The following is a 26,220-nucleotide window of genomic DNA, read 5'->3' as shown; positions in this document are numbered from 1 at the left end:
CTTTCCTTCGTGCTCACAGCCACGCGGGCAGCTTCGGCAGGGATCCCCCGCCGGTCGGGTACAACGGGCCGGGGACGGGGCGCCCGGTCGCGTAGGCGGCCAGGCTGGGCAGGTCACCGCTCACCACGACCGGCTCGACGTCGGCCGAGTCGCCCAGCAGCCAGGTGTGGGCACCGGCCTCGGACCGCAGCCGGACGCGGGGACGGTCCGGTCGGCCGGGGAAGGAGGCGGCCACGTCGTCGACGAGGGCCGCGCACACGTCGTGCGGCACGTCGTCGAAGCCGGTGTCGATGTTCAGGTCGACGGCGTGGACCCATACCTCGCGCGCCCGCATCCAGGGCACCTGGGAGACGGGCACCTCACGGCCTCGCGCGGTGCGGACGGTCGCAGCCCAGCACCCGTCGGGCAGCGCGGCGAGCTCCTCGGCGAGACGGCCGTCGGCCGCGAGCAGCCCGGCACGCAGCTTTTCGGCCGGCTGCCGGGCGCCCTCCTCGATCTCGCGCGCCCGCTGGTCGCCACTTGCGTACATGGGCGTCTCGACACCGGTACGCGCCCAGACCAGCAGGTTGACGAGTGCGTCGGCGTTGCGGGCGACGTGGGCGACGACGTGGGCGCGGCTCCAGCCCGGCAGGTACGAGCACCTGGTGAATCCCGGGTCGGTCAGCCGGTGCACGGCGGCCTCGAAGGCCGCCGTGCCCTTGGCCGCCTGCTCCAGCATCGCGGCAGGGCGTTCGCTCACCGTGTCTCCCGACGGCAGGTGTTGCGGGTCTCGCCGATCCCCTCGATCCGGGTGACGAGGAGTGATCCGTCCTGCAGATAGCGGGCGGGCTTGCGGGCGTGGCCGACCCCGCCCGGAGTGCCGGTGGCGATCACGTCGCCGGGCACGAGGGTGACGACCTCGGACAGGTACGCGACCAGTGCGGCCGGGTCGAAGACGAGGTCACCGGTGTCGGCCTTCTGGACCGTGTCGCCGTCGACCTCACACGTCAGGTTCAGGCCCTGTACGGAGACCGCGGGGTCGTCGGCGGTCACCAGCCACGGTCCGATGGGCGTGGTGGCCTCGAAGTTCTTGCCCTGGTCCCACTGGGTGGTGCGGTACTGCCAGTCGCGGGCGGTGACATCGTTGAGCACGGTGTACCCGGCGATCGCGGACCGCGCCTGCTCCGTGTCGGCGTGCCGGACCTCGGCGCCGATGACGACGCCGAGCTCGGCCTCCCAGTCCATCTGCGTGGACGCGGCGGGCAGGGTCACGTCGTCGTACGCACCGACCAGCACCCGCGCGAACTTGGAGAACAGCGTCGGGTGCGAGGGGAGTTCGCGGCCCATCTCCAGAATGTGGGTGCGGTAGTTGAGACCGACGCACACGACCTTCTCCGGCGCGACGACCACGGGGGCGTAGTCCAGGGCGCCTTCGTACGTCTCACCATCGGCGTCCGCGGCACGCGTCGCCCAGTCACCGTGGCGCAGGAAGGCCACAAGGTCGCTCTCGCCGAGGTCCACGGCCTTGTCCTCGTCTACGCGGACCGCACGCGTGGTGCCGTCGACCCGGATGGTGGCGAGCTTCATTTGTGTTCTCCTCCAGAGGTACGGGCGAGGCCGAGGGCCTCGTAGACGGGCTCGTCGCTGAAACGGAAGAGGTCGACCTGGGTGCGGGCGGACAGCGAGACCTCGCACCAGGACGGGACGACGAACAGGTCGCCCTTGGCGATCTCGAAGACCTTGTCTCCGACCTGGGCGACCGCCTCGCCTTCGAACACCTGCCAGACCGCGGAGCCGACCGTGCGCACCGGGGTGGTCCGGGTGCCGGCCCTCAGGCGGCGCATCTCGGTGCGCATCGTGACCAGGGCGTCCCTGCCGGTGGTGGGGTTCGAGAAGCGGACTCCGGCGTGCCCGGGCTCGAGCACGCCGGGCACACCCTCCTGCTCCAACTCCAGCTGGGCGGTCAGGGCGGCGTCGGTGTGCTCCCAGCGGTACGCGTTCAGCGGGGAGTTGGGCTGGTCGGGCCGGCCGATCGGGCGCAGCCCGGGGTGGCCCCACAGTCGCTCGCCGCGCGAGCGCTCGGGGGTTTCGCGGGTGGCGAGCTCGTCGGGGCCGAACTCGAAGAAGCCGGCGTCCAGCTTGGAGACGAGCGGGATGTCCAGGCCGTCGAGCCAGGCCATCGGCTCATCGGTGACGTTCTGGTGCTCGTGGAAGGCCCAGCTCGGCGTGAGCAGCAGGTCACCCCGCCGCATCGCCACCGCGTCCCCGTCGACGTTGGTCCACACGCCCTCGCCTTCGACCACGAACCGGAAGGCTCCCTGGCTGTGCCGGTGCGAGGGGGCGACCTCGCGCGGCCCCAGGTACTGGATCGCGGTCCACAGGGTCGGAGTGGCGTAAGGCAGGCCCGGAAGACCGGGGTTGGACAGGGCCATGGCGCGGCGCTCGCCGCCACGCCCCACCGGTACGAGTTCTCCGGAGCGCTGTGCGATGGGCAGCAGCTCCGCCCACCGCCACAGGTGAGGAACCGCGGCGGGCTGCGGCACCATCGGCATGAGGCCGTCCACCTGGGTCCACAGCGGGATCAGGCCCGCGTCCTCGAAGTCCGCGTACAGCTCGTTGAGCAGCTTGCGCTCGGTCTGTTCGCTGGTGGTGTCGGTCACGGAAACCTCCACGTCGTGTTGTACGGCGACCGCCGGAAGAAGCGCGCATCGTTCCGCGCCGTCCCTGACGCTACGCCGCGATTTCCCCTCATCGGAATCCTGGAAGGGTAGGATTCCTCTATGAAGAATTCAGGCAGCCCTTCGCCGAGCCCTTCGTATCCGGTGAGCGCCGCCGGCAACGCCCTGCGCGTCGTCCGACTCCTGCACGAGCTCGACGAGCTTCGGGTGATGGACGTCGCCGACCGGCTCGGCGTCGCGCGCTCGACCGCGCACCGGATCCTCGCGATGCTCGTCTTCGAGGGATTCGCCGTGCAGGACCGCCACAAGGTGTACCGCCCGGGGCCGGCTCTGCAGGCGATCAGGGGAAGCCAGGCGGCCCCTCCTCCGGACCTGATCACCATCGCCCACCCCCACCTGCAACGGCTGGCGGACGCCGTCCGGGAGACGACCCACCTGATGGTGCTCGAGGGCAACGGCAGCCGCTTCCTCGACGGCGTGGAAGGCCCACAGGCGCTGCGCGTCAGCTACCGCACCGGCACACTCCTGCCCGCCCACGTGACCTCGGGCGGCAAGGCCCTGCTCGCGGCACTGCCGGCTGACCGGCTCCGGGCCCTCTACCCCAACGGGCTCCCCGAGGACCGGGCCAAAGCTCCCAAGGACTTCGAGAGCCTGATGAACGAGCTGGTGTCCGTGCGCCGCCACGGCTACGCCCTCAATTTTCAGGAGAGCGAGCGCGGAGTGCACGCCGTCGGCGCGTGTGTGCGCGACCGTACGGGCGCCGCCGTGGCTGCCGTGGTCGTGGCGGCTCCGTCTGTCCGCTGCACCCGCCCAAGGCTCGCTGAACTGTCCCAGCCTCTGCTCGCGACCGCGCGGGACATCGGTGAGGGTCTGTGAACGGCAGCGGCGCACACCACTGTCAAACCGCATGGTGGCGTGCGCCGTAGCGTCTTCGAGGCATGCCGTACGACCTCTGCGAAGGGCATCCCGGGGAGGGCGGCAGCTGTAGTCCATCACCATCGGCGATCAGTGTGGTGACACTCGGCGGCACATTGCCCTCGCCACCGCGCAACGTCCATCTTGGTGCCGCGCCTCGCCGCGCCCGCGGAGTCGATGCTCCTTGCGAGGTCGCCGTCCGGCCCGCAGGACGCCACCGGAAACCCGTCGTACAGGATCCCGTGCCGGATCGCGGCCTCGCCCGGGTTGATCCCGGCGGCCGCCACCTTGACCGTTCACCGGGCTGGGGCCGTTCGACGCCGACCGCGTTCCGTACGTCGATGCCCCCACCCTTTCGGCATCGTGGCTCGTCACAGTCCCAGAACGCGCTCGGCGTTGCCGTGCCCGAAGCTCGCGAGGTCGGCCGGCGCGTACGGTGCGGAGCGCAGGAATTCCACCGCCGCAGCGCTGGACTCGAACGGGTAGTCGATGGAGAACAGCACCCGGTCGACACCCACGGCATGGACGGCTCCCAGCAGCGCTGCATGCGACATGACTCCGCTGGTGGTGACGTACACGTTGTTCCGCAGGTAGTACGAGGGCAGGTGTTGCACCCTGTGCTCGGGGGGCACCTGGTCGTAGCGGCTGTCGAGCCTGGCCATCTGGAACGGCAGCAGCTCGCCCATGTGGCCCAACATCACCGACGCGCGCGGGAACTCGTCGAACACTCCGCCGTAGATCAGCCGGAGCGCATGGGCACCCGTCGTCGCGGTCCATCCCCAGGAGGGCCCGACCAGCACGGGATACCCGTCGAAGACATGCCAGTTGTCGGCCGGAACGACAGCCGGATGCAGATACAACGTCACACCGAGGCGCTCCAGTTCGGCCCATACCGGCCTGAACTGCGGCTCGTCGAGGTAGTGGCCCCGCACATGGTCGTTGTACAGCACGCCCTTGAAACCGAGCTCCGTCACCGCCCGGCGCAGCTCCACGACCGCAGCCTCGGGATCCTGCAACGGAAGGGTGGCAAAGCCCGCGAAGCGGGTCGGATGGGCGGCGATGGCCTTGGCGAGACAGTCGTTGATCTGCCGCGCGGCAGCCACGGCCTCCGCGGGATCCTCCATCACCTCCACGCCCGGCGTGGAATACGAGAGGACCTGGACGTCGACGCCGTTCGCGTCCATGTCCGCCAGCCGCAGCTCGGCCAGATCGTCCAGGCGCCGGAACCACTCCTGTTTGATCGCCGCCGGCACCGCCATGTGCTGACGGATCGCTTCCTCCTGCCGGATGGCTCCAGGAACGGAGAACGCCTCTTCAACGGCCACAATGCGCATCTTTTCCTCCGAAGTGTTCCGATGGTCCTTCGAGCGGCCGCCTGCGGGCCTGGGCGGCGGACCTGACGTCGGGTGCTTGGGGTCGGCTCCCTGGACGCCGGTGACCGCCGTGGAGACCCGGCTGCCGGGCACGGCCTCGGCTGCCCGCGCGGGCGACCCCGCGACCAGACCGCCGACCACGGCGGCTCCTGAAGCAGCGGCGGTCGCTGCGATGAATCTTCGCCGGGTGGCCTCGGCAGCAGGTTTGGTGCGGGGCTCGGCGGGCGGAGTCACGGCTTGGAAGGGACGGTCGTCGGGCATGTCCACTCTCCCTCAAGGGCGCGCGGGTGATTGCCGGGGTCCTGTCAATGGCTGTTGCGCTCCGCGAGGGTGCGCGCGTCGTTCGCCAGTGGTCCGACGGCCCTTCCAGCCGCGGCCGCTGAAGGCATGGCGTCAGTCAGGGTGCTGGTCGTGACCGGCTGGTCCTGATCGGCTCGCAGAGTCGGCGGGCCGCGTCCGGCGACTGGGGCCGACTGCGAGTGCACTCTCTCGGGCCGGAGCCGGCCCGAGAGGTCAGGCAGTTTCTCGGTAGGTCGCTGATGCTCGTCCCTGCGTGCCACCTGACCATCAGCGTCCGAGCAGAGGAGGTGTTGGTTCATGCCGCTACAGAGCGCTCCTGGGTGACGTGGGACTGCCGTCTCCCCTCTCTTGAACTAGAGCCAAGCTAGTTCTAGGGTACTTTCCAGTCAAGGCCAGCAAGGAAGCTGCGTAGGCTCGAATTTTTCTCATGACTCGCATCCAAGAGCAGGGGCGGGCTGTCAACGTGTGGCGGCTGCCGATGTGGCTGCGTCGGGGGTGCCGAGCGTCGGGTGCGCCGGATTCGGTCGCTGTTGCGTTCGTGGTCCGGCCCTGGTGAGCCGCCTGGCCGGGATCCGCTCGCCCACGGCGTCGCCGGGGCGGGTGAGGCGCGGGCATCTGTGTGGAGCCTGTGGTGAATTGCGTAACGATCTGAAGGAACGTGAGAGTGGAACAGACCATGATGGCGGTCCGCCTGTTCGAACACGGCGGGCCCGAGGTGCTCAAGTACATCGAGGCGCCGATTCCCGAGGTCGGCCCGGATGACATCTTGATGCGCGTGCATGCCACGGCCGTCAACAGCTGGGACCTGCGCTACCGGTCGGGCAACCTGCCGCAGCCCCTCCCGGGACGCCCGCCGTGGCCTGTGCCGTTCCAGCTCGGCCGGGACGCGGCCGGTGAAGTCGTCGCCACCGGCGAGAACGTCACCAGGTGGCGCCCCGGCGACAGGGTGGTGCAGCTTCCGCACCCGCCGTGCCGTAACTGCGCCTTGTGTGTACGCGGACTCGAAAACCTGTGCATCGACACCGCCTACCCCGGACACCAGGTCTTCGGCGGATACGCCCAGTACGTCGCCCGCCGCCAGGACGCCATCCTGCCCATCCCCGACGGCGTCGACTACGAGACAGCCGCAGCCACCATGTGGACCTACACCACTCCGCTCAACTGCGCGCGGCAGGCACCTGTCGGTCCCGGCGACACGGTGGTCATCACCGGCGCCAGCGGCGGAATGGCCATCGCCTGCGCACAACTGGCCAAGCTGAGCGGAGCCACCGTCATCGGCACCACCACCAAACCGGACCGCGACGAAGCCCTCACCAAACTCGGCTACGACCACATCGTGCACTCCACCGATCCCCGACTGCCGGCACAGGTCAGGGAGCTGACGCGCGGTCTGGGCGCGGACGCCGTCTGGGACTGTGTCGGCGGCAACGACTTCTTCCAGCTCTCCCTTTCCTGCATACGGCTCGGCGGCACTGTCATCGTCCTGGGCACACCGACCGACCAGGGATCCCGCCTCGAACTGGACGCACTCGCCCTCATCGGCCAACAGGTGACAATCGCCAGCGTGCGCGGCGCCACCCTGCGCGACCAGCAGCTGTGCCTCGAACTACTGGCAGACAGAAAGATCACCCCGATCATCGACCGTGCCTACCCCCTCGAACAGGCCGCCGAAGCCCACACCTACCTCGAAAGCCACCGACAGACCGGCAAAGTACTCCTCCTGCCCTGACACCCCGAGCCGATCACTGCAGAGGTGAAGGCGGCACCACCCCGCCAGAGGTCGGTGGTACCGCTGTTGTCGTCCCACTTGCAGGCGTCCCGCTCGGTGACCGAGAGCTGGTCGACCCACCCCGGATCCGCGGGCCGGGGAGCCGGCTCACAGCGGGTGATGTCTCCTTGAACAGCGACGCCCAAGCGGCCATGTGCACGACTCACTGTCAAGGACACCAGCGCCGTGCCCGACGACCCGCAGGCTCGACGACCCGCAGGCTCGGCGCACTCAGCGGTAAGAGCACGCAAGGGTTCACGGCTGCACCGCAGGCTCTCCTCCGTGCCGCCTCGTACTGTTGCAGCGCCTGCTCGGGGGGCGTTCGCACACGCGGCCAGGCAGCAAGCCAGAGCCGCAGCGTGCTTCGCCGTCGTTCCCGACACCCGCTTCCTCGGCGCCCTGGCCAGGGCTCAGCACAAGGGCACCGACCTGACGAGCGGCGCGGTGGACGGAGGCGGTCCTGATACCCCTACGGTTCGTCAAGCAGCCCACCACCGTGGAGTGATCGACGGGATCGCCTGGAAGTTCCAGACCGGTGCGCGGACCCTGATCTCGGTCCCCGGCCGGTCTCAGCCGTGGGGCAGCAGCGGAAGGCCGCGTCTCCCCGGTGGTCCGTGGATCCGCGTCCGGTATCAGCGGCCCCGTGGTGTGGCGCGGGTCACGGGAACTCCTCGGCCCGGCCGGAGAGGTAGGTGGTGTGAGATGTGATGAACAGGAAGATCGGGAGCGCATGCGCGCACGAATCCGGGCGGGCGACCGCGAGGCGTTCGCCGCGCTCTACGAGGAGTACGCGCGGGCGGTCTACAACCACGCCTACCGGCTGACGGGCGATTGGTCGACGGCCGAGGAGGTTCTGTCCGAGACCTTCCTGGCCGCCTGGCGCACCCGTCACGCCGTCGAGCCGGAGGGCGACTCGCTGCGGCCGTGGCTGCTCGGGATCGCCACGAACAAGGCCCGCAACGCCAATCGCGGTACAGGGCGGCGCCTGGCCTTCCTGGCCCGCCGCCCCGCCCCGGAACCGGTGGCGGACATCGCGGACGCCACGGCCGGACACGTCGACGACACACGGCGGCTCGCCGCGGTCCGGCAGGCACTGGGCGGGCTCCGCCGCCAGGAACGCGAAGTGCTGGCCCTCTGTGTCTGGTCCGGGCTGGACTACGCCGAGGCCGCGGAGGCCCTGGGCATCCCGGTGGGCACCGTACGGTCGCGCCTGTCCCGCGCCCGTGCCCGGCTGCGCCGGCTCACCGACGAGGAACTCGGCCGGACGCCGGACGGGTCCGCGCGAGAAGCACTCCCCGGAGAAGCGGTCCGATCCGGAAGGGAACCCCGCCCCCGCCGCGGAGAGGTAGAGAGCAGGGCCGCGTTCGTGGCCCTGCCCATCCAGGAGGAAGCCCGATGAGCGACCGTACCTCCGGCCCCGAGCGGGCCGAACGCGAGGAACTGGCCCGGCTGTTGCCGGCCCCGGCCGAACGGGACCTGCCCCCTGGCCGTCATCTCCACCACAAGGACACCCTGATGCGTCTGATCGACCAGGACGGCGACCGCGCCCCCGCACGCCCCCGCCCCCGCCTCCTGCGCCCCGCCGTCCTGCTGCCCGCCGCCGGACTCGCCCTGGGCGGAGTCTTGTTGACCACGCTCGCCGTGACCGGCCAGGACCGCGCTCCGGCACCGTCCGCCGCGGGCACGGGTTCCCAGGCCACGGCCCCGCGTGGCGCGGCCGTGCTGCTCGACCGGGTCGCCTCGGCTGCCGCGAAGAAGGGCGAACAGAAGGTCAGCGACGACCAGTTCGTGTACGTCAAGACACTGCAGACCCGGAACGACGGCGATTTCGGCGGCCCGGTGAAACTGACCGAGCCCGGCGAGCGTGAGGCCTGGATGTCACAGAAGACGGGGCCGGTGATCGATATCGGCCTGATCCACGAGGACGGCTCGTACGCCCCGATCACCGTCGGGGTCCCGGACGGCGAGCCCGCCGTCGGCTACCCGGCGGGCCTCAACCGGCCGACGTACACGTGGCTGGCCTCGCTGCCCACCGACCCCGACGTCCTGCTCCGGCGGCTCACCACCGAGATCACCCGGGACCAGGACGCGCGCGACACCCCGGCCGAGGAGCGGGACCAGGCCCAGGACACCTTCGACGCCATCGGTGAGCTGCTGCGGGAGACGCTGATGCCGCCGAAGACCGCGGCCGCCCTCTACAAGGCCGCGGCGAAGATCCCCGGCGTGACCGTGGACTCCGACGCGGTGGACGCGGGCGGTCGGCACGGGATCGGCGTGGCCCGCGACGACACTCGGGCCGGTTGGCGCACCGCCTGGATCTTCGACTCGACCACCCTGGAGTACCTGGGCGAACGGAGCTACCTCATCAGGGACACCTCCATGGGCAAGAAGGGCACCCTGATCAACAAGTCGGCGGTCCTGGAGCGCGCGGTCGTCGACGCCCTCCGCGAAGAGCCGTCGACCGAGAAGCCGTCGACGACGACCTGATCCCGGCAGGGAGCTGCCGGGGCGGGACTCCGCTCGGGCCGCCGCCCCTCTACCTCACGATGCGTTTTCTGTTCCGTTCTGGGGACCGGTAGGCAGGCAGAGGGGATCCGGGTCCTGCTTGTGCGCCTCGGTGATGCAGTCGTTCAGCCGCTTGCGCACTTCCCGCAGGTCCGTCATCTGCCGGTTGAGGCGGTCGCGTTCGGCAGCGAGCAGCTCCAGCAGTTCCGTTGACACCGCACCGGAGTCGGCGAACGGCAGTACCTTGCGGATGGTTCTGCTGGGCAGGCCCGCGGAGTAGAGCTGTTGGATCAGCCTGACCCGTTCGACCGCACCGGCCGGATACTGGCGCTGACCACCCGGATTCCGGGTGGAGTGCAGCAAGTCCTGCTGCTCGTAGTAGCGCAGCGCCCTGACGCTGACTCCTGCCTTCGCGGCGACCTCGCCGATCCGCATCCCGGCCTCCCGACTCGAAGCCACCTCCGGCTTGCACCTGACGTTGGCGTCAGGTTTTAGCGTAGCGGACGCCAGCGCGGGCCATCCCTTCCGTGATCTGGAGCACGCCATGACCAGCACGTTTCCGTAAGCCGACCGCAATCGGGAGACCGTCCCGGAAACCTCGCCCAACTCGCTTCTCAGTACCCCGGAAAGGATGAGCAATGCTCGTCAGGAACACGGCCGTGATCGCCGAGAGCACAGCGTGGTTGGCATGACCGACATCGACAGAACCGTCGTCGTCCTGGGCGCCACGGGACAGCAGGGAGGATCGGTCGCCGCAGCGCTGCGGGCCGACGGCTGGGCGGTGCGTGCGGTCGTACGCGATCCGTCCGGCCACCGGGCCCGATCCCTCTCCGCCGCCGGCGTCGAAACCGTTCGCGGTGACCTCAGCGATCCGGAGTCGCTCCGCGCGGCCTTCACCGACGCCCATGGCGTCTTCAGCGTCCAGCCGAATACAGGCCAGGCCGGCGCCGTCGTGACCAACGAGGACGAGGTCCGCTTCGGCACGACGGTGGCCGACATCGCCGAGCGCTGCGGCGTCGCCCACCTCGTCTACAGCTCGACGGTCGCTGCGGGGCCGACACCGACGGGCGTCGCCCACCTCGACACCAAGAGCCGCATCGAGGCCCATGTCCGGAATCTGGACATCGCCAGCACCATCATCCGGCCGGCCACGTTCATGGAGACCCTGGTTCTCCCCGGAATGGGCCTCGACCGAGGGCGCATGTCCTTCCTGATGCGCCCCGACCAGACCATGCAGTTCATCGCGGTACGCGACATCGGCCGGATCGCCGCCGCGGTCTTCGGCTCACCCGAGCGCTACGCCGGCCACACCGAGGAGATCGCCGGTGACGCTCTCACCGGCAAGGGCCTGGCCGGACATCTGGCCCAGGCCGTTGGCCGGCCGATCAGCTACGGCCGTCTGCCGACGACGCTGCTGGAGCAGGATGAAGCCCTCGGCGGATCGGCAGCACTCGTCGACTCCGGCAGGCTGGTGGGAAGGACGAACCTCGACGCGTTGCGCGCGGAGTTCCCCTTCCTGCTGCGCTTCGACCGCTGGCTGGCGGGCCCTGGTGCGCGCCTCCTCGCGGAGGCGCTCCGTCCCACGGACACGGGCATCGCTCTGCGCTGAACGAGGCCCTGCGTACGATCCGGTCGGACCCCGGAGCGCTGTCGACCGGCAGACGGCGCCGACCTGTCCTGCCCTGCGGTACGTGGTTCAGAGCGCCGAGGCCACGTCCGCACGCAGCGCGGGCAGGTCGTCGTGGAGCACGGCGCCGGGGCACTCGGTGGCCGGCCGGTCCTGGTGGCCGCTGATCATCTGCACGTCCATGGTCACGCCGTCGACGGGGTTGACGAAGGTCACGGCGGCCTGGGGATCAAAGCCGTGGTACTCGGACAGGGCCGCGAGCAGGGCGGTCAGCGAGGCACGGGCCGCGGAGGTGGGGCCCTGGTCGGTGAAGGTGCCCAGGAGGGCGACGCCGCCCGATGGCGACGACGGCGCAGGCGACGGTCTCGACCAGGTGCTGTCCCAGGGGTCGTCTTCAAAACTGATCGAGTGATGGGAGATCATGTCGGGTGTGGTGCGTCGTCATGAGCTGTCGGATGCGGAGTGGGCCGTGCTGTCACGGTTGTTGCCGAGTTCGGGGACTGCGGGGCGGCCCCGGGCGGACGACCGGGTGGTGCTGAACGGGACCGTGCGGAAGCTCCGGACCGGCTCCGCCCGGCGGGACGTGCCGGAACGCTGCGGTTCCTGGCAGACCCTTTTTACACGCGTTTCCGCAGGTGGGCGCTGGACGGTACCTTCTCCCGCACGCTGAAGGCGATCCAGACGGAGAGGGACGCGGCCGGTGACATCGACTGACTGGTGTCGGTGGACTCCACGATCGTGCGGGCCCATCAGCACGCGACGGGCGGGAAAAGGGGGCGGTCGACCGGGACGAAGCGGGTGCTCACGCCATCGGCCGGTCCCGAGGAGGACTGAGCACCAAGATCCACCTGGCCTGCGACGGCCGGGGCCGCCCTCTCGGCTTCATCCTGACGGGCGTCAACACCAACGACGGCACCCGCTTCGAGCACGTTATGGACGCCGTTCGAGTCCCGCGCACCGGCCCGGGCCGGCCCCGCACCCGGCCCGACCACGTCATCGCCGACAAGGGCTACAGCTCCCGCAGGATCCGCGCCCACCTGCGTCGGCGCGGCATCCCCCACACCATTGCCGAACCCGCCGGCGGTGGCGCTGTTCGGGGACCACTCCGGCCTCCGGGGCGCTCAAGCCAGCTTCGTCCACCGGTGGTTCACCGACCCGGACGCCCGGGAGCCGTATCCCGAAGCTGATCACGGGGGCCAGTCCCGGGCCTTCGTCGCCGACCTGCGGGCAGCCGCCGCCCGACGAGATGCCGAAGACACCGAAGCCGGCTCGATGATCACCTCGCTGCTCAGCACCTCCCCCGAATTCGCTGCCCTGTGGGCCGACCACGACGTGGCGTTCCGGCGCGACGACCGCAAACGCCTCAACCACCCCGTCCTCGGTCTCATCGAGGTCAACTGCCTCAACCGGTTCAGCGAGGACGGCCGACAACGGCTCCTCTGGTTCACCCCCGCGGCCGGCACCGACAGCGCCGACTTCCTCGAACTGCTCGCCGTCCTCGGCACCCACAAGGTCACCGGTCCGACGCGCTGACGACCTGCCGCGCGTAAATCCTTCAGCGCAGTGCTGCGACGAGCAGGATCGAACCGTGACCCGATCCACGCGAGCGCCTCGATTGAACCCAACCATGAGCGATCCCGTTGTCATCCTTGAGAGCTGGGCGTCATACCACTACGCCTGAGCCCTGCCGAGGCAACCGACGGCTCACAGCCTGACCCGCGACTCCGCACAGCCGAGAGCCGCGCTCATCCGACCGAGTGATTGAGCTCGTTGCTCCCGCTGGAACCGGAAACACTGTCCAGGCGAAGCATCCGAGAGGGGGCTGTACCGGCAGTCGGTCCCGACTCCCCGGTGTGGTCGACATGATCAGGGCTGCGCTGCCGCACAGCCCGTAAGAAAGGCAATTCCGTATGTTCGCTGAAGGTACTTCCTCCCGATCGCTGCGTGTCGGGCTTTCCTCGCTGGCGACCGCTGGGGTGTTCTTGGCCGGCGCCACACCCGCGACGGCGGCCTCCTCCCCGAGCGTGGCGCCGGGCAGCGAGCTGACCTCACTGGTCGGCCTCGCCGCCGAGCGGATCCTGCTCGCCAACAAGGTCGCCGCGGCCAAGTTCGGCACCGATACGCCGATCGAGGACCCGGCGCGGGAGCAACAGGTGCTCGACCAGGCCACGGCCCTCGCCATCGAAGCCGGTCTGGACACGGGTGAGACCGTGGACTTTTTCCGGGCACAGATCGACATGAGCAAGGTCGTGCAGCAGGGACTGTACGACCTGTGGACCGAGCATCCGGACCAGGCACCGACGGAGCGTCCCGACCTGGCCACCGAGGTCCGTCCCGAGCTGGACCGGATCACTGCTGAGTTCATCGACCAACTGGTGGCCAAGCAGAAGCTGCGCGGCGGAACTCTCCGGTGCCATGTCGCGCTGGTTCGCGCCGAGAAGACCGCCGACCACCAGTACGATCTCGACCGTCTGCACGAGCGTGCCTTGTGGGGTGCGATCAAACCGGTGTGTGCCGGCTGAGTTTGAATTCTCCACCTCGCGCGTCACCCGCCCCGGCGAGAGGCTCCGCTTCTGGAGGCGTGCGGGACGGCCGTCCTCCCACGCTTCGCGATGTGGGGTAACGCGGCGTGGGAGGACGGCCGTTGTGGTCCAGGGCGCTGCCTCGCCAGGGCAGTGTGCGTAGCCAGGGCAGTGTGCGTCGCCAGGCCGTGGAGGCCGGGAGGATCGTCCCGACGATCGTCAGGTGGTGGGCGTCGCGCCGATGCGGGCAGGCCGCCGTGGTCGTGCCGGGAGTCGCCAGGGGCAGGTGTGATGCCACCCCTGGCGTTCTGCTCGATCGTCAGCGGCGGGCCTGGATCTTCAGGTCGCCGCGGGTCTGGACGCGGATGTGGTCACTCGCGAGCATGGCGTGCGGGAATCCGAGGTCGATCGCACTGACCTCGTCCAGACGAGCCGCCTGGTGCGGGGTGAGGTCGACTTCCAGAGCCCCCAGGTTTTCCCGCAGTTGCTCGGCGGTTCGAGCCCCGATGACCGGCGCTGTCACCCCCGGGTTCCGCAGGGTCCAGGCGAGCCCCACCTGAGCCGGCGTGCGACCCAGCTCATCGGCGACCTCCTTGACCACGTCCACGATGGCGAGGTTGCGCTCGGTCAATCCGCCGAGGGCCAGGTTGAGACTCTTGCGGGCGCTGTCGCTCCGGCCGGACGGCGACGTGGTCAGGTCCTGGCGGCTGTACTTGCCGGTGAGCACCCCTCCCGCCAGCGGCGACCACAGAACGGTTCCCAGCCCCAGCTCCCGCGCCATCGGGATGAGGTCACGCTCCCCGGTACGCTCCAGCAGGTTGTACTCCAACTGCAGTGCCACCAGCGGCGACCAGCCTCGTAGGTCGGCGATCGTCTGTAGGCGTGAGATCTGCCAGGCCGGGGTGTTGGAGATGGCCACATAGAGGACCTTGCCCTGACGGACCAGGTCGTCCAGACCGTGCAGGATCTCCTCCACGGGTGTGGTGGAGTCCCACACATGCAGGTAGAGCAGGTCGATGTAGTCGGTGTTCAACTGTCGCAGACTGGTTTCGACCGCCCCGAAGAGACTCTTCCGGCTCGCACCACCGGAGTTGGGGTCGTCAGGTCGGCGCAGGGTCGTGTACTTCGTGGCCAGGACCAGGCTGTCTCGCTTGTCCCGGGCGAACTCACCGAGCATGCGCTCCGATGTGCCGTTGGTGTAGGTGACCGCTGTGTCGATGAAGTTTCCGCCGCGCTCGACGTAGAGGTCGAACAACCTCCGCGCCTCGTCCCGCTCCGCGCCCCAGTTCCAGTCGTTGCCGAAGGTGGCCGCGCCGAGCGCGAGCGGCGAGACCCGCAGGCCGGAACGCCCCAGTTGCCGGTAGGTGTCGAGGGTGAGTGGCATCGTGTTCTCCAGTAGTCGTGGTTCGTGGCGTTCGAGAGGCGCGGACCGGTGGTCGGCTCGCCCGGGTTTGGTGACGTCGGCCTGCTCGTCGAACGACTCCCCCGTCCCACCGGTAACCGGTACGGGGGAGCATCCCGGCGTTGAGGAACAGCAGGTCGAGAAACCCGAAACGCTCGGACACCGTCGCCACGAGAAACGTCGGTGTCGACCAGAACGCGTGCGTCGGACTTGGACGACGAGTACGTCGCCGGGAAGCTCGGGCCCTGCTCGCGCGAGGGAATCGGGGTTCTGTCCGGTGACAGCAACCTGATAGCCACGGGCGTGCGGTAGTTCGGCGGTCGCTCCGCCGATACCGGTCGTGCTGCCGATACCGGTCGTGCTGCTGGTGATGAGCGCTGCAGGCATGGCGGGGCCTTTCGTCGAGCGGACAGGGTTCGGGCGCCACCATTAAGCGGGGAGGTCCCCGGTTACACCACTGTACACTAACCGGAGAGGTCCCCGATTCGTCCTCCACGCCCCAACCCGACACTCCCGATCGCGAAGGCCATGACACCTCCACGGAGCACCCTGCGCGCCGACGCCCAACGCAACCGAGAGCACCTGATCGCCACGGCCGCCGAGGTCTTCGCCTCCGGAAAGGCGATCTCGCTGGACGCGATCGCCAAACGCGCGGGCGTGGGAAGCGGCACCCTCTACCGGCACTTCCCCACCCGGGAGGACCTGGTCGAAGAGGTCTACCGCGACCAGATCCGCCCTCTGCGCGATGACGCGCGAGTCCTCCTGGAAACCGAACAGCCCGCGCAGGCCCTCCATGCCTGGATGCGCCGCTTCGCCGAGTGGGCGGGCGAACGGCGCGGCATCTGCGAAGCCCTGGTCGCCATGAGCGCTTCCGGACGCTTCGGCACCGGACCGGTCTGCGATGAGGTCCAGCAAGTCCTGGGGGTGGTGCTCAAGGCCGGCGCCGAAGCAGGAGAACTGCGCGGCGACATCGATCCGGTCGACGTCGGCGGCATCCTCGCCGGCGTGCTCTCCGTGGCCGGCGCGCCCGAGCAGCGCGCCCAACTCGACCGTATGCTCACCATCGTCGTCGACGGACTCAGACCGCACTGACGGCCTTACGGAGGCCCGCTCGACCGTGTGCCGGTTCGACCCGCACGATCCATCTCGCCGACGAGGGCGGACCCACACCGGCAGCACCCCGTCGCCGGACCCCACGGATCAAGTCGATGCAGAACTCGCGCGGTTCGGGATGCCCGTTCCGGCCCGCCCGCCCGAAGGGTCCCGCCACCGCGCGTCGAGGACGTGAGGAACGAGAAAGCAGCGGCAGCCCAGAGGTTGACGTTTCTCGCCGATCAGCGAGAAAGGCCGGGGTGGTCAACGCCTCAGGATCGAGATCAAGTTCTCAGATCTGGTTCTGTCCTCCGTCGACGTAGATGTTCGCGAGTCGGAGCCACCCCGCTGGACTGTCCGATCCAGTGAAGAATGAGCCTCGCCCGCGACGCTCTGAGCCGCGGCACGCGAACGATCTCCGAACTCGCCGAGGTCTCCAGCCGCTACCGCGCGATCGACCCGGCGGCGCCGGTCAGCAGCCAGTTGAGACCGAGTTCGAAGCTTGCCTCCGGATCGTCGTTGTAGAGCAGTTCGGAGAAACCGGTGTCGGCGAGGTGGGGGAGCTTGCCGGCGTCGATCTGCGCCTGGACGTATTCCGTGCCGGCCTCGCGGCGGGCGGTGTGGACGGCCTCGGTGGTGCGGCGGCGGATGCCGCCCGACAGTTCGGCCATCACATGGCCGAGCGTGAACGTGTCGACCGCGAGGATGAGCGCGCGCAGTACGGCACTGTCGGCATCCAGCGCGCGGACCGCGGCCGCGGATTCGTCCATGCGTTTGAGCGAGGCGGGGCCGCAGCAGGCGGTGCCGCCTTCGACGACCTGGACGGCGGCTGCGGCATAGCGCCGACGTACGGTCTCGCGCAGGTCAGTGCTCTGCTCAGTCATGGCGGTGACTCCTTGATGGTGGGTCGGGGTGCGAAGCGACTTGCATTGATATTTCTCGATGCAACCTTGCGTCTTGAATTGAATACCGTCAATATAGAAGTATGTCGAAACAAGAGCTGGCGGTGCTCGGCCAGGACGAGGCGGGCTGCTGCCCGACCCTGCTGACCGCGCCGATGAGCCAGGACCAGGCTGTGGAACTGGCGAAGGTGTTCAAGGCGCTGGGCGACCCGGTCCGCCTCCGCCTGCTGTCGATGATCGCCTCGCGGGCGGGCGGGGAGATCTGCGTGTGCGACCTGACCCCGGCCTTCGATCTGTCGCAGCCGACGATCTCCCATCACCTCAAGCTGCTGAAGCAGGCCGGGCTGATCGACTCCGAACGTCGCGGGACCTGGGTGTACTACCGGCTTCTGCCCGCGATGACGGACCGGCTCGCTGCCGCCCTCACCCGCGCCGGAGGGTCCGATCGCCACTCAGCGAGCGAGTCGGTCGGGGCGGCCTCGTGAACGACTCGGCCGCCGTCCCGGCCGGTTCGGTGGCCGGGAGCCTGTCGCTGGTGGACCGGTTCCTGGCGGTATGGATCCTCCTGGCGATGGCCGCCGGGCTCGGGCTTGGCCGTCTGGTACCGGGCCTTGGTGACGCACTGGCGAAGGTGACGGTCACCGGTGTCTCGCTGCCGATCGCGCTCGGTCTGCTGGTGATGATGTATCCGGTGCTGGCCAAGGTCCGCTACGACCGCCTGGAGACGGTCACCCGCGACAAACGACTTCTGACCACATCGCTGATCATCAACTGGGTACTCGGCCCGGCCGTGATGTTCGCCCTCGCCTGGATCTTCCTGCCGGACCTGCCCGAATACCGGACCGGCCTCATCATCGTGGGGCTCGCCCGCTGCATCGCCATGGTCATCATCTGGAACGACCTCGCCTGCGGTGACCGTGAGGCCGCCGCCGTGCTCGTCGCACTCAACTCCGTTTTCCAGGTGGTCACGTTCGCCGCGCTGGGCTGGTTCTACCTCTCCGTCCTGCCCGGTTGGCTCGGCCTGGAACAGACCGCCCTGGACGTGTCGGTGTGGGAGATCGCCCGCAGCGTTCTCATCTTCCTCGGCATCCCGCTGGTCGCCGGGTTCCTGACCCGCACGATGGGTGAGAAGGCCAAGGGCCGAGACTGGTACGAGACCGCGTTGGTCCCCCGCATCGCCCCGTTCGCCCTCTACGGCCTGTTGTTCACGATCGTCGTGCTGTTCGCCCTGCAAGGCGAGGCGATCGCCTCCCGGCCACTCGACGTGGTACGGATCGCGCTGCCGCTGCTGGTGTACTTCGCCATCATGTGGGCCGGGTCCATGGCCATCGGCAAGACGGTCGGCCTGGACTACCCACGGGCGACGACACTGGCGTTCACAGCGGCGGGCAACAACTTCGAGCTCGCCATCGCCGTGGCGATCGCCACCTTCGGTGCGTCCTCCGGCCAGGCCCTGGCCGGCGTTGTCGGTCCGCTCATCGAGGTGCCGGTGCTGATCGGCCTGGTCTATGTGGCCCTCGCCGCCCGCCGGTTCTTCCCCCGACCGGCTCCGGCAGGCGCCCCGTCGGCCGTTGAGGAAGGTTCCGCTCGTGTCTGACACCACCTCCGGCAAGCCGTCCGTGCTGTTCGTGTGCGTGCACAACGCCGGTCGCTCGCAGATGGCCGCGGCCTTCCTCACGCATACGTCCGGAGGCCGGGTGGAGGTCCGCTCGGCCGGGTCCGCCCCGTCCCGGACCGTGAATCCTGCTGTCATCGAGGCGATGGCCGAGGTCGGTATCGACCTGTCCGCCGAAGTGCCCAAGGTGTTGACCGTCGAGGCGGTCCAGGCGTCCGACGTCGTGATCACGATGGGCTGTGGTGACACCTGCCCGGTCTTCCCGGGCAAGCAGTACCTGGACTGGCAGCTCGCCGACCCCGCCGGTCAGGGTGTCGATGCGGTCCGCCCGATTCGCGACGCGATCGAAACGCGCATCCTCGGTCTGCTCGCCGAACTCCTTCCCGCGCGGTGATCCTGTGCCGGCGAGTGGTCAGCCGGGGATGGATACGGTCCCAGACCCTCGCGCGAGCGGTGCCATAGCGGTCGGTGACCTGAACGGTCGCGGCGTCAGGCTCGCCCCAGGTGTCAGGCTTGGAACCAGGCGCCTGCTGGCAGCCCGGTCAGCATCTGCCACGGCCGCGGTACATCGACGTTCCCGTAGTTGAGGGCGTCGTACATCGCGCCGTGCCCGCGTCGGTGCTCGGCGGTCAGCGTGAGGTCCAGTCGGAGAAGTCGTCCCGGAAGAGCGAGTGTGGTGGGGATCCACTCGGTCGCCCCCAGAGCCATCACCGGGTGATTCACATACAGGTCGATCCCTGCGATCTGCACCAACAACTCCTGCCCCATCCGTGACACTCCCGGAGGATAGGGCCCCGCACTGACAGAGGCATCAGCGACCGAGGTTGAAGAACAAGCCCAGGGCGTGTTTCGAAAGTCCCGCCTGACCCGCTACGCCTGGCACGCTCGCTGCGTTGTCGGAGTCGTCCACGCACGTCCAGGCCATCGGGGCTGACAATCCTCCGCCTTGCGATCGCGCTCGGCGTCCAAAGGACAGTTCAGTGTGCCGAGACGGAGCGAGCGGAGCGAGTGCAGTGCACCGGACGCCGCGAGCCCCGCCCTACGGGCGGACGGCACTACTTTCGAAACACGCCCTGGCGAAGGCCTCGGTCGCCAGGGGCGACCGGCTCGGGATGCGCGTCGAGCGCATCGAGCACCGCGTCGCCGTTCGCCCTCGCCCACTCGGTCAGCATGCGGATCGGATCGATCAGCGTCGCCCCGAGCGGGGTGAGTTCGTACTCGACGCGGGGCGGCACCTCGGCGTAGGCGTGGCGGCGGATGAGTCCGTGCGCCTCGAGCCGTCGGAGCGTCTGGGTGAGCATCTTGCGGGAGATGCCGCCGATCAGCTCGATCAGCTCGCCATGGCGCACCGGGCCCTCGCTGAGGCCGTAGAGCACGACCGCCGTCCACTTGTCGGCGATCAGCTCGACCGTCAGACGCCCTGGACAGTCGGCGAGAAAGGGATCACCGGGACCGAAACCGCTCATGGCGCCAACGGTACCTGCTGGTTCCTGTCGGAAACATAGCCTGGGTTCTCACCCCCTCCAAAGCACAGGAGAGTCATGCGAGTCATCACCCAGCAGACGCTCGGCGGTCCCGAGGTGCTCACCATCGTGGACGCGCCCGAGCCCCGGCCCCTGCCGACCGAGGTTCTCGTCCGCGTCAAGGCGATCGGGCTGAACCCGTTGGAGGCGCGTCTGCGTGCCGGAGAGTTCCCGCTGATCGGCCGGCCGCCGTTCGTCCTCGGCTGGGACATCAGCGGCGTGGTCGAACAGGCGCCGGGGACTTGGCGGTTCAGGCCCGGCGACGAGGTGTTCGGGATGCCGCTGTTCCCGCGGGCGGCCAACGCGTACGCCGAGGTCGTGTCGGCGCCGGCGTTGCACCTGGCACACAAGCCGGCGTCGCTCTCGCACGTCGAGGCGTCGGCGCTGCCGGTCGTCGGGCTGACGGCGTGGCAGGGCCTCGTCGACCTCGCCGGCGTGACCGAGGGCGACCGCGTCCTGATCCACGGCGGTGGCGGCGGGGTCGGCCACGTCGCGATCCAGATCGCGAAAGCGCTCGGCGCGCACGTGATCGCGACCGCCAGCGGGAGCAAGCGGAAGTTCGTCGAGGGGTTCGGCGCCGACGAGGTGATCGACTACACGGCGGTCGATTTCACCGAGGCGGTCCGCGACATCGACGTCGTGCTCGACACGATCGGCGGCGACACCGTCGAGCGGTCGCTCGAAGTGCTCCGCCCAGGCGGTCACTTGGTGACGGCGGTCGCCGAGGGGGATCCGGCGCTCACCGCCAAGTACGAGGCGGCCGGCATGCGCTTCAGCGGCATCGCGGTCGACCCCGATCCGGTCGCCATGCGAGGTCTCGTCGAACTCGTCGAACAGGGCAGACTCCGGGTCCACGTGCAGGAGACGTTCCCGTTCGAGCGCATCGCCGACGCGCACCGACTGCTCGACGGCGGTCACCTCCAGGGCAAGCTCGTCGTCACCGTCTGATCCCGTCGTGGGGGCACTGATGAACGGCCGGCGACTTCCAACCTGTGGCGACGCGGCAAGAGTTGATGAGGCGAGAGATCCGCGACGCGGCGGCTCGACTCCAGGAGAAGCCGCTGGACAACCACGACGCCACCGTTTCCTACGGAACAGTCACCGCCACATGTCCAGCCAACCGTTTGGCTCTCTTGAGATTCCGTTGCCCTGCGACCCCCTGGCGACTGATCCGGGCGGCGGACACACTCGGGCCGCCCCGTGCCCTCCCCCTTGCCATGGTGGCGGTTCCGACTGCTGCGGGGTCGACCGAGACCGTGACGACGAACGGGCTCCGGCCGCGCGCCTGGGTGGGCGTGGCCCTGAAGGCGCGCAGTGCGGGCGGCCTGCCGAAGGTGACGCGGGCTACGTCCGGCCGCATGAATCGCCCACCGTGGCCGCGCTTCGCGGGCCTGCGGGCAGCCTCGGCCGGCATCTCACCGGGGCGGGTTTTGCCCTGGTCCGTCAGGGGTGGGCCGTCCCATCATGGAGGGGCGGACCGATCGGAAGAGGTGAAGCAATGGGACGTAGGCGCAAGGTGGTTGGAAGGGTCCTGCGGAGTGCGGGGCGAGGGGAGGTGCGGATCGAAGAGGACGACAAAGGCCACCAGTGGGTGACCTGCTCCGGCTGCCGCAGAGAGGAGTACGCGCCGGGCCCCGGCTCTGCGGGGCCTCGTCAGCGCAGGCATGCGGAGGGGTGCACTCGCTGAGTGCCGGCAGTGTGTTTCGCCGGGAGGGTGATCCGGCAGTGTGTTGTCGAACGGCTCGTACGAGCCTTGCTCTATCGATCCTGGTGGGTGGGAGTCGCACGCTCGCCCCGGCCGGGTGGGGGTGTGTGGATGGCTTCAGGCGTGCAGGGTGGGCCGGTAGGTGAGTTCTTGGATGCTGCCGTCGAGTGTTCGGCTGTCGAGCAGTTCGAGGTCGAAGTCGGCCGCACCTTGGAAGATCGGGTGATCACCGGTCTGACCGGTGATCACAGGGAAGAGTGTCACCTGGACGCGGTCGACCAGGCCGGCGGCCATCAGCGTCCGGTTCAGCGACATGCTGCCGTGCGAGCGCAACGGCACCTCGGACTCCTCCTTGAGCCGGGCGACGATGTCGACGGCGTCACCGCTCACGACGGTCGCGTCCGGCCAGTCGAGAGGTCCGTCCAGGGTGGTCGACACCACCGTCGCGGGCAGGTTCATCATCCGGGTGACCCAGGGGTCACGCCCTGACTCCTCGAAGACCGGGGTCAGTACCTGCGCGAACGTCCGATAGGTGGCGGCCCCGAAGATCATCCGCTGCTCGGCCTCATACAGGGAGAGGCGGCGGTCGAGCAGTTCGGGGCCTTGCTTGCCCCAGTAGCCGCCCCAGTCGCGACTACTGGGGCGGCCGTATCCGTCGAGGGTGGAGAAGACGTCAAAGGTGTAGGTGGCGGTCATGATGCTCTCCTCGGGTGTGGTGGAGCGGGTACGTGGATTGAGACGGGACGTCACGGCGAAACTCATCGCTGTTTGACGGCGGACGTGCAGGAAGCTGTTGTGCTGAGGGGTGTTCGTCGAACGGGAGTCTCTATCGGTGATCGCTGCGGGGGCCGGGCCTGGAAGCAGGGCCCCTGGCAGCTCGGTGGGTGCGATCCGTCCGATCCGAGCCCCGGGAGGCCCTGTTGCCGCAGTTGTACGCGTCCTCCCGGGTGGAGTCGACTCGACCGGCTCGTCGTGTGGATGCCTCGCCCACCAGTACGGCAACGCCGGTGACCACGCGGAGCGTGAGCGGCGGTACCCGTCGGACATGACGGAGGCCGAGTGGTCCCGGACCCGGCCGCTGCTCCCGCTGCCTGGCCCGGCCGCAAGGCCGCGGCGGCCGGCCGGAGGGGTACGGTCACCGGCAGATGCTGGACACCCCGCGTGTCAGCAGGGCGCCGTCACCGTCCGAAGCCGGCACCACGTCAACCCGTCTGCGAGCGATCGCCCACTCCTGCCGGTCGTGCTCGGCCGCGGCCGGCTCGGCCGGGATCCGGCCGGCTTTCTCCCGCAGCTCCTCCACACGGCGACAGGCCGCAAGCTCCTGCCGCTCCAGCAGGCCGACACCGCAGCCGTGACCGCCCCCCACCGGCTGCTCGGCGGGTGGTCGCTGCCGGCGCACAGGACAGCGGTCGGCGCGCGTCCACCGGACCGACGACACGTACGGCCCCATCGGTTGCACGGAGGGGTGGTCTCGTGGGAGTCAGGAAGGTGGTGGGTCTCCGACGCGTCCGGGGACGGCCGGGAAGCGCCCGTCCCAGGCGGGCGAGCGGGGACAACGCCAGCACCGCCGGGGACAGCATCATGCCTGCGGCCGTCACCAGGAGGCTGGTGCGCAACCCCCACTCCTCAGCGAGGAATCCGCCGCAGAGAGCCGAGCGGAGCCGGCCCCATGCCCATGAACGTGATGGTACGAGGCCGGCCGAAGGGAATTCGGTACGCGGGGCATAGTCGCCGCATGGACGAACTTGATTCGGCGATCGTCCGGCATCTGCAGCTCGATGCGCGGCAAACCAACCGCGACCTCGCCCGCGCCCTCGGCATCGCCCCGTCGACCTGCCTCGAACGCGTCCGCGCACTGCGCGCCCGCGGAGTCACAGGGGCAGGTACGGCCCCGATGCCACGGCTGCGGTCCCGCTCGCTCTGCCGTTCCTCAGCCCAGTGAGAGGTCGCCCTGATCGTCCTTGATCTTCACCTTGACCCAGGCATGGCCGCTGCTGTTGCCGTCGCCGACGCCGTCGACGTTGCACTCGAACGCCCGGCCCGCCTCGACGGGGATGGAAGCGGGGCAGCTGACATCGTCGATGGTCGGGGGCTTGGCGAAGTCGGCGGAGTTGACGTTGTTCAGCACGGCCCGCGCCAGCGCGTCCTGATCCAGGACGCGCTGCGGCTGCACGGCGGGACTCCCGGCCAGCAGCATGATGGTGAAAGTGAGCGCACAACAGGCGATCAGGGCCAGGGAGAGCGCGATGACGGTACGGGCGAAGCTGCGTTGCTCAGTCACGCGGACAGTCCTATCCGGCTGTCCGTGCTCATACAACCCCCTGTGGTGACGGTCCTCGAATGGTGTCTCGAACTGGGTCGCTCACCCGGGGGTTCGCCGGACGTGGGGGCGGCCTTCGTCTGATCGTGTGCTCCGGCCAAGGTGCACGTGACCACGACGAAGGCCGTGAGGATAAGTCTGCTGCCAGATGCTGATCGGAGGGAAGCGTTCGCGGAGACGTCACGCTTCCGGGGCGAGGCCTACACGTGTCTGACCGCCCGGCGCGACGAGTTGTTCGAACTGGCGGACGCGGTGCTGTGTGCGGACGGTGCGGTGAAGTCCCCGGTGGACGTGACCCTGGTGCCCGAGCGTCGTCGTGGGCACGGAGCGATGTACGGCGGCCTGAACAACGGCCGGATCGACACCGAACGGCTGCGGACGGTGCCGGCCGGGCTGCCGCTGCCGCGCTTCGACGGCGCGCGTCTGGTCCTGGGGCCTCTCGTTTGGATCTTGCTGGGCTCGCGTGCCCGCAGTGACATCAGCCGCTGCCGCGGCGGGCGCTCCCTCACCCAGCCGGACCCCAAACGAAAGACCCTGGCGGTCGATGTGTCGCCATGGCTTCGTTCGGACGTCCCGTGCTCGGCGGAGCGCCTGTTCTGCCACGTCTACGGCCGGGCGAAGACAGCCTCGCAGTTCATCCCAACTGGGAGAAACCCGCCGCCTCCGACCCGCTCGCCCCGGCCCGCGTCCGCGTCCGCGTCCCCGTCCGCCGAGGGTTCAGGAACATCCGCGTTCACCTCGCCTGCCCGATCCGTGTTCCCAAACTCCGAGGCACCGGCCCCGGACGGCCACCCGGCTCCAAGAACAAACACCGGGCACGCCGCTACGACGTCGGCAAAACCCTCAAACGCCCCGAGACCCTCAAGGCCATCGGCAAGCCCGGACGATCCTGGTGGATGAAGAACAGCATGGGCTCAGGGGTGCATGACGATCTTTCCCACGTGCCCCCTGCGGGAGAGTTCTTCCTGGGCCTGAGCGGCCTGGTCCAGTGGGAAGGTCGCGGCGATGACGGGCTGGACCTCTGCCCGACGGGCCAGGTTCATGAGGAGGTCGAAGTGGGTGGGCGTGTGCATCGCGGATCCGATGACCTGGGCGTTGTGCAGGTAGAGGCGGCGCACATCAAAGGTCACGTCGTAGCCACCGAGTGCGCCGGCGATGACCCACCGGCCCCCTTCGCGCAGCAGCGACAGCCCCTCGCTCACCAGCTCGCCGACCACGACGTCGAGTGCGACGTCGATGCCCTCCGGGGCGGCGGCGCGGATCTGCCCGGCGATGTCTCCCGCGCGGTCGATGACTTCGTGTGCGCCTGCTTCGCGCACCGCATCGATCTTGGGTCCGCTACTGATGGCGACCACCTTCGCGCCGCGCGCACGGGCGATCTGCACCAGCGCGAGGCCGACGCCGCCGGAGGCTCCCGAGACCAGGGCGGTCTCTCCCCTCTGCAGCCGGCCTCGCTCGATCATGCCCAGCGCCGTGCCGTAGGCGGTCGGCAGCGTCGCGAGCTGGTCGTCCGTGAGCGGAGATTCCGTCACGTCGTGCACGCGCGCTACCGGCGCTGTCACGTACTCGGCGTATCCGCCGTCGCGCTCGCTCCCCATCAGTCCCACCGGGTTGGCGTCCGGCCCTTCGGTGTCGTAGATCGCGGGGTCGACGACCACGCGGCGTCCGATGAGGCTCCCCTCCACTCCGGTCCCGACGGCCACGACCCGGCCGGCCACGTCGGCGCCCTGGATGCGCGGGAAATCGATCGGGCCTCGCCATCCCGACAGCGCCTTCGGGTCGTCCGGACGGCCGTAGGCGCCCTCCCTGGTCCACAGGTCGGTGTTGTTCAGCGCTACCGCGCCGACCTGGACCAGCACCTCCCCTGCCTGAGGGGCAGGCACGGCCACCTCGGCCGGCTCAAGAACCTCAGGTCCTCCGTGTTCGGTGATGCGCACCGCACGCATGGCATCGGACACACCCATCGTTTGAACCTCCTCGCGGGTATACTGATC

General features: G+C 69.3%; 26 protein-coding genes and 5 pseudogenes. 16 read left to right on the top strand and 15 right to left on the bottom strand.

Going from position 1 to position 26,220, the window contains the following annotated elements; translation table 11 throughout:
* Window positions 1-13: 13 nt before the first annotated feature.
* Genes ACIBJC_RS29355 through ACIBJC_RS29345 form a run of 3 tightly spaced genes read right to left on the bottom strand, consistent with a single transcriptional unit; the run spans window position 14 to window position 2,639 of the window.
* Complete coding sequence (locus tag ACIBJC_RS29355) at window positions 14-739, bottom strand: maleylpyruvate isomerase family mycothiol-dependent enzyme (protein ID WP_399297554.1); 726 nt, start codon at window positions 737-739, stop codon at window positions 14-16.
* Complete coding sequence (locus ACIBJC_RS29350; RefSeq protein WP_399297552.1) at window positions 736-1,566, bottom strand: fumarylacetoacetate hydrolase family protein; 831 nt, start codon at window positions 1,564-1,566, stop codon at window positions 736-738. The genes ACIBJC_RS29355 and ACIBJC_RS29350 overlap by 4 nt, the downstream gene beginning before the upstream one ends.
* Window positions 1,563-2,639, bottom strand: a complete 1,077-nt coding sequence (locus tag ACIBJC_RS29345) for a cupin domain-containing protein (RefSeq protein ID WP_399297550.1) — start codon at window positions 2,637-2,639, stop codon at window positions 1,563-1,565. Before ACIBJC_RS29345 ends, ACIBJC_RS29350 begins: the two co-directional genes overlap by 4 nt.
* A 120-nt stretch (window positions 2,640-2,759) precedes the next feature.
* Here ACIBJC_RS29345 and ACIBJC_RS29340 point away from each other — a divergent pair, with 120 nt between their 5' ends.
* Window positions 2,760-3,533 (top strand): IclR family transcriptional regulator, encoded by a 774-nt coding sequence (locus ACIBJC_RS29340; RefSeq protein ID WP_399297548.1) that lies wholly within the window; start codon window positions 2,760-2,762, stop codon window positions 3,531-3,533.
* Window positions 3,534-3,943: 410 nt separating this feature from the next.
* Here ACIBJC_RS29340 and ACIBJC_RS29335 read toward each other — a convergent pair whose 3' ends face one another.
* Window positions 3,944-5,206: an amidohydrolase family protein gene (locus ACIBJC_RS29335; protein WP_399297546.1), complete on the bottom strand. Its 1,263-nt coding sequence runs from the start codon at window positions 5,204-5,206 to the stop codon at window positions 3,944-3,946.
* A gap of 703 nt (window positions 5,207-5,909) precedes the next feature.
* On the opposite strand from ACIBJC_RS29335, the gene ACIBJC_RS29330 reads away from it, so the two are divergent.
* The 3 genes from ACIBJC_RS29330 to ACIBJC_RS29320 all read left to right on the top strand — a co-directional run bounded on the left by ACIBJC_RS29330 (window position 5,910) and on the right by ACIBJC_RS29320 (window position 9,500).
* A complete protein-coding gene (locus ACIBJC_RS29330; RefSeq protein ID WP_399297544.1) occupies window positions 5,910-6,974 on the top strand; it encodes a zinc-binding alcohol dehydrogenase family protein in 1,065 nt (354 codons plus the stop codon).
* Between the two features lie 769 nt (window positions 6,975-7,743).
* Window positions 7,744-8,412, top strand: coding sequence for an RNA polymerase sigma factor (locus ACIBJC_RS29325; RefSeq protein ID WP_399297542.1), 669 nt, complete (start codon window positions 7,744-7,746; stop codon window positions 8,410-8,412).
* Window positions 8,409-9,500: a CU044_5270 family protein gene (locus ACIBJC_RS29320; protein ID WP_399297540.1), complete on the top strand. Its 1,092-nt coding sequence runs from the start codon at window positions 8,409-8,411 to the stop codon at window positions 9,498-9,500. Before ACIBJC_RS29325 ends, ACIBJC_RS29320 begins: the two co-directional genes overlap by 4 nt.
* A gap of 54 nt (window positions 9,501-9,554) precedes the next feature.
* Here the strand turns inward: ACIBJC_RS29320 and ACIBJC_RS29315 are convergent, their stop codons facing one another.
* Complete coding sequence (locus ACIBJC_RS29315) at window positions 9,555-9,953, bottom strand: MerR family transcriptional regulator (RefSeq protein ID WP_399297538.1); 399 nt, start codon at window positions 9,951-9,953, stop codon at window positions 9,555-9,557.
* A gap of 253 nt (window positions 9,954-10,206) precedes the next feature.
* Between ACIBJC_RS29315 and ACIBJC_RS29310 the strand changes: the two genes are divergently transcribed.
* A complete protein-coding gene (locus ACIBJC_RS29310; protein WP_399297536.1) occupies window positions 10,207-11,127 on the top strand; it encodes an NmrA/HSCARG family protein in 921 nt (306 codons plus the stop codon).
* 87 nt (window positions 11,128-11,214) lie between these two features.
* Here ACIBJC_RS29310 and ACIBJC_RS29305 read toward each other — a convergent pair whose 3' ends face one another.
* Complete coding sequence (locus tag ACIBJC_RS29305; RefSeq protein ID WP_399297534.1) at window positions 11,215-11,568, bottom strand: hypothetical protein; 354 nt, start codon at window positions 11,566-11,568, stop codon at window positions 11,215-11,217.
* Here ACIBJC_RS29305 and ACIBJC_RS29300 point away from each other — a divergent pair.
* The 4 genes and pseudogenes from ACIBJC_RS29300 (at window position 11,567) to aroQ (ending at window position 13,667) form a co-directional block, all read left to right on the top strand.
* Entirely contained in the window at window positions 11,567-11,815 is a 249-nt protein-coding gene (locus ACIBJC_RS29300; protein ID WP_399297532.1) for a transposase, read from the top strand. The two genes, ACIBJC_RS29305 and ACIBJC_RS29300, sit on opposite strands and share 2 nt — an antisense overlap.
* A 40-nt stretch (window positions 11,816-11,855) precedes the next feature.
* Window positions 11,856-12,155, top strand: a pseudogene (locus tag ACIBJC_RS29295) (transposase); the annotation flags it as partial.
* Window positions 12,156-12,204: 49 nt separating this feature from the next.
* Window positions 12,205-12,678, top strand: a pseudogene (locus ACIBJC_RS29290) (transcriptional regulator); the annotation flags it as partial.
* Between the two features lie 443 nt (window positions 12,679-13,121).
* On the top strand, window positions 13,122-13,667 hold the full coding sequence (gene aroQ / locus ACIBJC_RS29285) for a gamma subclass chorismate mutase AroQ (protein ID WP_399297530.1): 546 nt from the start codon (window positions 13,122-13,124) through the stop codon (window positions 13,665-13,667).
* Window positions 13,668-13,986: 319 nt separating this feature from the next.
* Here aroQ and ACIBJC_RS29280 read toward each other — a convergent pair whose 3' ends face one another.
* The gene (locus ACIBJC_RS29280; protein WP_399297528.1) at window positions 13,987-15,051 is read right to left on the bottom strand and encodes an aldo/keto reductase; all 1,065 of its coding nucleotides are present in this window, start codon (window positions 15,049-15,051) and stop codon (window positions 13,987-13,989) included.
* Between the two features lie 546 nt (window positions 15,052-15,597).
* Here ACIBJC_RS29280 and ACIBJC_RS29275 point away from each other — a divergent pair.
* Window positions 15,598-16,161, top strand: a complete 564-nt coding sequence (locus ACIBJC_RS29275; protein WP_399297526.1) for a TetR/AcrR family transcriptional regulator — start codon at window positions 15,598-15,600, stop codon at window positions 16,159-16,161.
* A gap of 443 nt (window positions 16,162-16,604) precedes the next feature.
* Here ACIBJC_RS29275 and ACIBJC_RS29270 read toward each other — a convergent pair whose 3' ends face one another.
* Window positions 16,605-17,045, bottom strand: coding sequence for a TetR/AcrR family transcriptional regulator C-terminal domain-containing protein (locus ACIBJC_RS29270; protein ID WP_399297524.1), 441 nt, complete (start codon window positions 17,043-17,045; stop codon window positions 16,605-16,607).
* 101 nt (window positions 17,046-17,146) lie between these two features.
* Between ACIBJC_RS29270 and ACIBJC_RS29265 the strand changes: the two genes are divergently transcribed.
* Genes ACIBJC_RS29265 through ACIBJC_RS29255 form a run of 3 tightly spaced genes read left to right on the top strand, consistent with a single transcriptional unit; the run spans window position 17,147 to window position 19,072 of the window.
* Entirely contained in the window at window positions 17,147-17,548 is a 402-nt protein-coding gene (locus tag ACIBJC_RS29265) for an ArsR/SmtB family transcription factor (protein WP_399297522.1), read from the top strand.
* Window positions 17,545-18,660: an ACR3 family arsenite efflux transporter gene (gene arsB, locus ACIBJC_RS29260; RefSeq protein ID WP_399297520.1), complete on the top strand. Its 1,116-nt coding sequence runs from the start codon at window positions 17,545-17,547 to the stop codon at window positions 18,658-18,660. The genes ACIBJC_RS29265 and arsB overlap by 4 nt, the downstream gene beginning before the upstream one ends.
* A complete protein-coding gene (locus tag ACIBJC_RS29255; RefSeq protein ID WP_399297518.1) occupies window positions 18,653-19,072 on the top strand; it encodes an arsenate reductase ArsC in 420 nt (139 codons plus the stop codon). The genes arsB and ACIBJC_RS29255 overlap by 8 nt, the downstream gene beginning before the upstream one ends.
* A 113-nt stretch (window positions 19,073-19,185) precedes the next feature.
* Here ACIBJC_RS29255 and ACIBJC_RS29250 read toward each other — a convergent pair whose 3' ends face one another.
* The gene (locus ACIBJC_RS29250; RefSeq protein WP_399297516.1) at window positions 19,186-19,446 is read right to left on the bottom strand and encodes a hypothetical protein; all 261 of its coding nucleotides are present in this window, start codon (window positions 19,444-19,446) and stop codon (window positions 19,186-19,188) included.
* A gap of 287 nt (window positions 19,447-19,733) precedes the next feature.
* Window positions 19,734-20,144 carry a winged helix-turn-helix transcriptional regulator gene (locus ACIBJC_RS29245; RefSeq protein ID WP_399297514.1) on the bottom strand — a complete coding sequence of 137 codons (411 nt, stop codon included), beginning with the start codon at window positions 20,142-20,144 and terminating at the stop codon, window positions 19,734-19,736.
* 75 nt (window positions 20,145-20,219) lie between these two features.
* Here ACIBJC_RS29245 and ACIBJC_RS29240 point away from each other — a divergent pair, with 75 nt between their 5' ends.
* Window positions 20,220-21,149 carry an NADP-dependent oxidoreductase gene (locus ACIBJC_RS29240; protein ID WP_399297512.1) on the top strand — a complete coding sequence of 310 codons (930 nt, stop codon included), beginning with the start codon at window positions 20,220-20,222 and terminating at the stop codon, window positions 21,147-21,149.
* 874 nt (window positions 21,150-22,023) lie between these two features.
* On the opposite strand, the gene ACIBJC_RS29235 is transcribed toward ACIBJC_RS29240, so the two are convergent.
* From ACIBJC_RS29235 to ACIBJC_RS29225, 3 genes and pseudogenes are all read right to left on the bottom strand, one after another.
* Window positions 22,024-22,602, bottom strand: coding sequence for a dihydrofolate reductase family protein (locus ACIBJC_RS29235; RefSeq protein WP_399297510.1), 579 nt, complete (start codon window positions 22,600-22,602; stop codon window positions 22,024-22,026).
* Window positions 22,603-23,041: 439 nt separating this feature from the next.
* Window positions 23,042-23,305 (bottom strand): hypothetical protein, encoded by a 264-nt coding sequence (locus ACIBJC_RS29230; protein ID WP_399297838.1) that lies wholly within the window; start codon window positions 23,303-23,305, stop codon window positions 23,042-23,044.
* A 112-nt stretch (window positions 23,306-23,417) separates the two neighbouring features.
* Window positions 23,418-23,595, bottom strand: a pseudogene (locus ACIBJC_RS29225) (MFS transporter); the annotation flags it as partial.
* Window positions 23,596-23,641: 46 nt separating this feature from the next.
* On the opposite strand from ACIBJC_RS29225, the pseudogene ACIBJC_RS29220 reads away from it, so the two are divergent.
* Window positions 23,642-23,779, top strand: a pseudogene (locus ACIBJC_RS29220) (Lrp/AsnC family transcriptional regulator); the annotation flags it as partial.
* Window positions 23,780-23,836: 57 nt separating this feature from the next.
* On the opposite strand, the gene ACIBJC_RS29215 reads toward ACIBJC_RS29220, so the two are convergent.
* Window positions 23,837-24,187, bottom strand: a complete 351-nt coding sequence (locus ACIBJC_RS29215) for a DUF4333 domain-containing protein (RefSeq protein ID WP_399297508.1) — start codon at window positions 24,185-24,187, stop codon at window positions 23,837-23,839.
* A 171-nt stretch (window positions 24,188-24,358) separates the two neighbouring features.
* Here ACIBJC_RS29215 and ACIBJC_RS29210 point away from each other — a divergent pair.
* A pseudogene (locus ACIBJC_RS29210) lies at window positions 24,359-24,655 on the top strand (transposase); the annotation flags it as partial.
* Window positions 24,656-25,140: 485 nt separating this feature from the next.
* Here the strand turns inward: ACIBJC_RS29210 and ACIBJC_RS29205 are convergent.
* Window positions 25,141-26,190 (bottom strand): zinc-binding dehydrogenase, encoded by a 1,050-nt coding sequence (locus ACIBJC_RS29205; protein ID WP_399297506.1) that lies wholly within the window; start codon window positions 26,188-26,190, stop codon window positions 25,141-25,143.
* Window positions 26,191-26,220 lie beyond the last annotated feature (30 nt).

Origin of the sequence: Streptomyces sp. NPDC050509 (assembly GCF_044457965.1) — a bacterium.
Lineage (GTDB): Bacteria > Actinomycetota > Actinomycetes > Streptomycetales > Streptomycetaceae > Streptomyces.
This window is presented reverse-complemented; position numbering and strand designations above follow the sequence as displayed.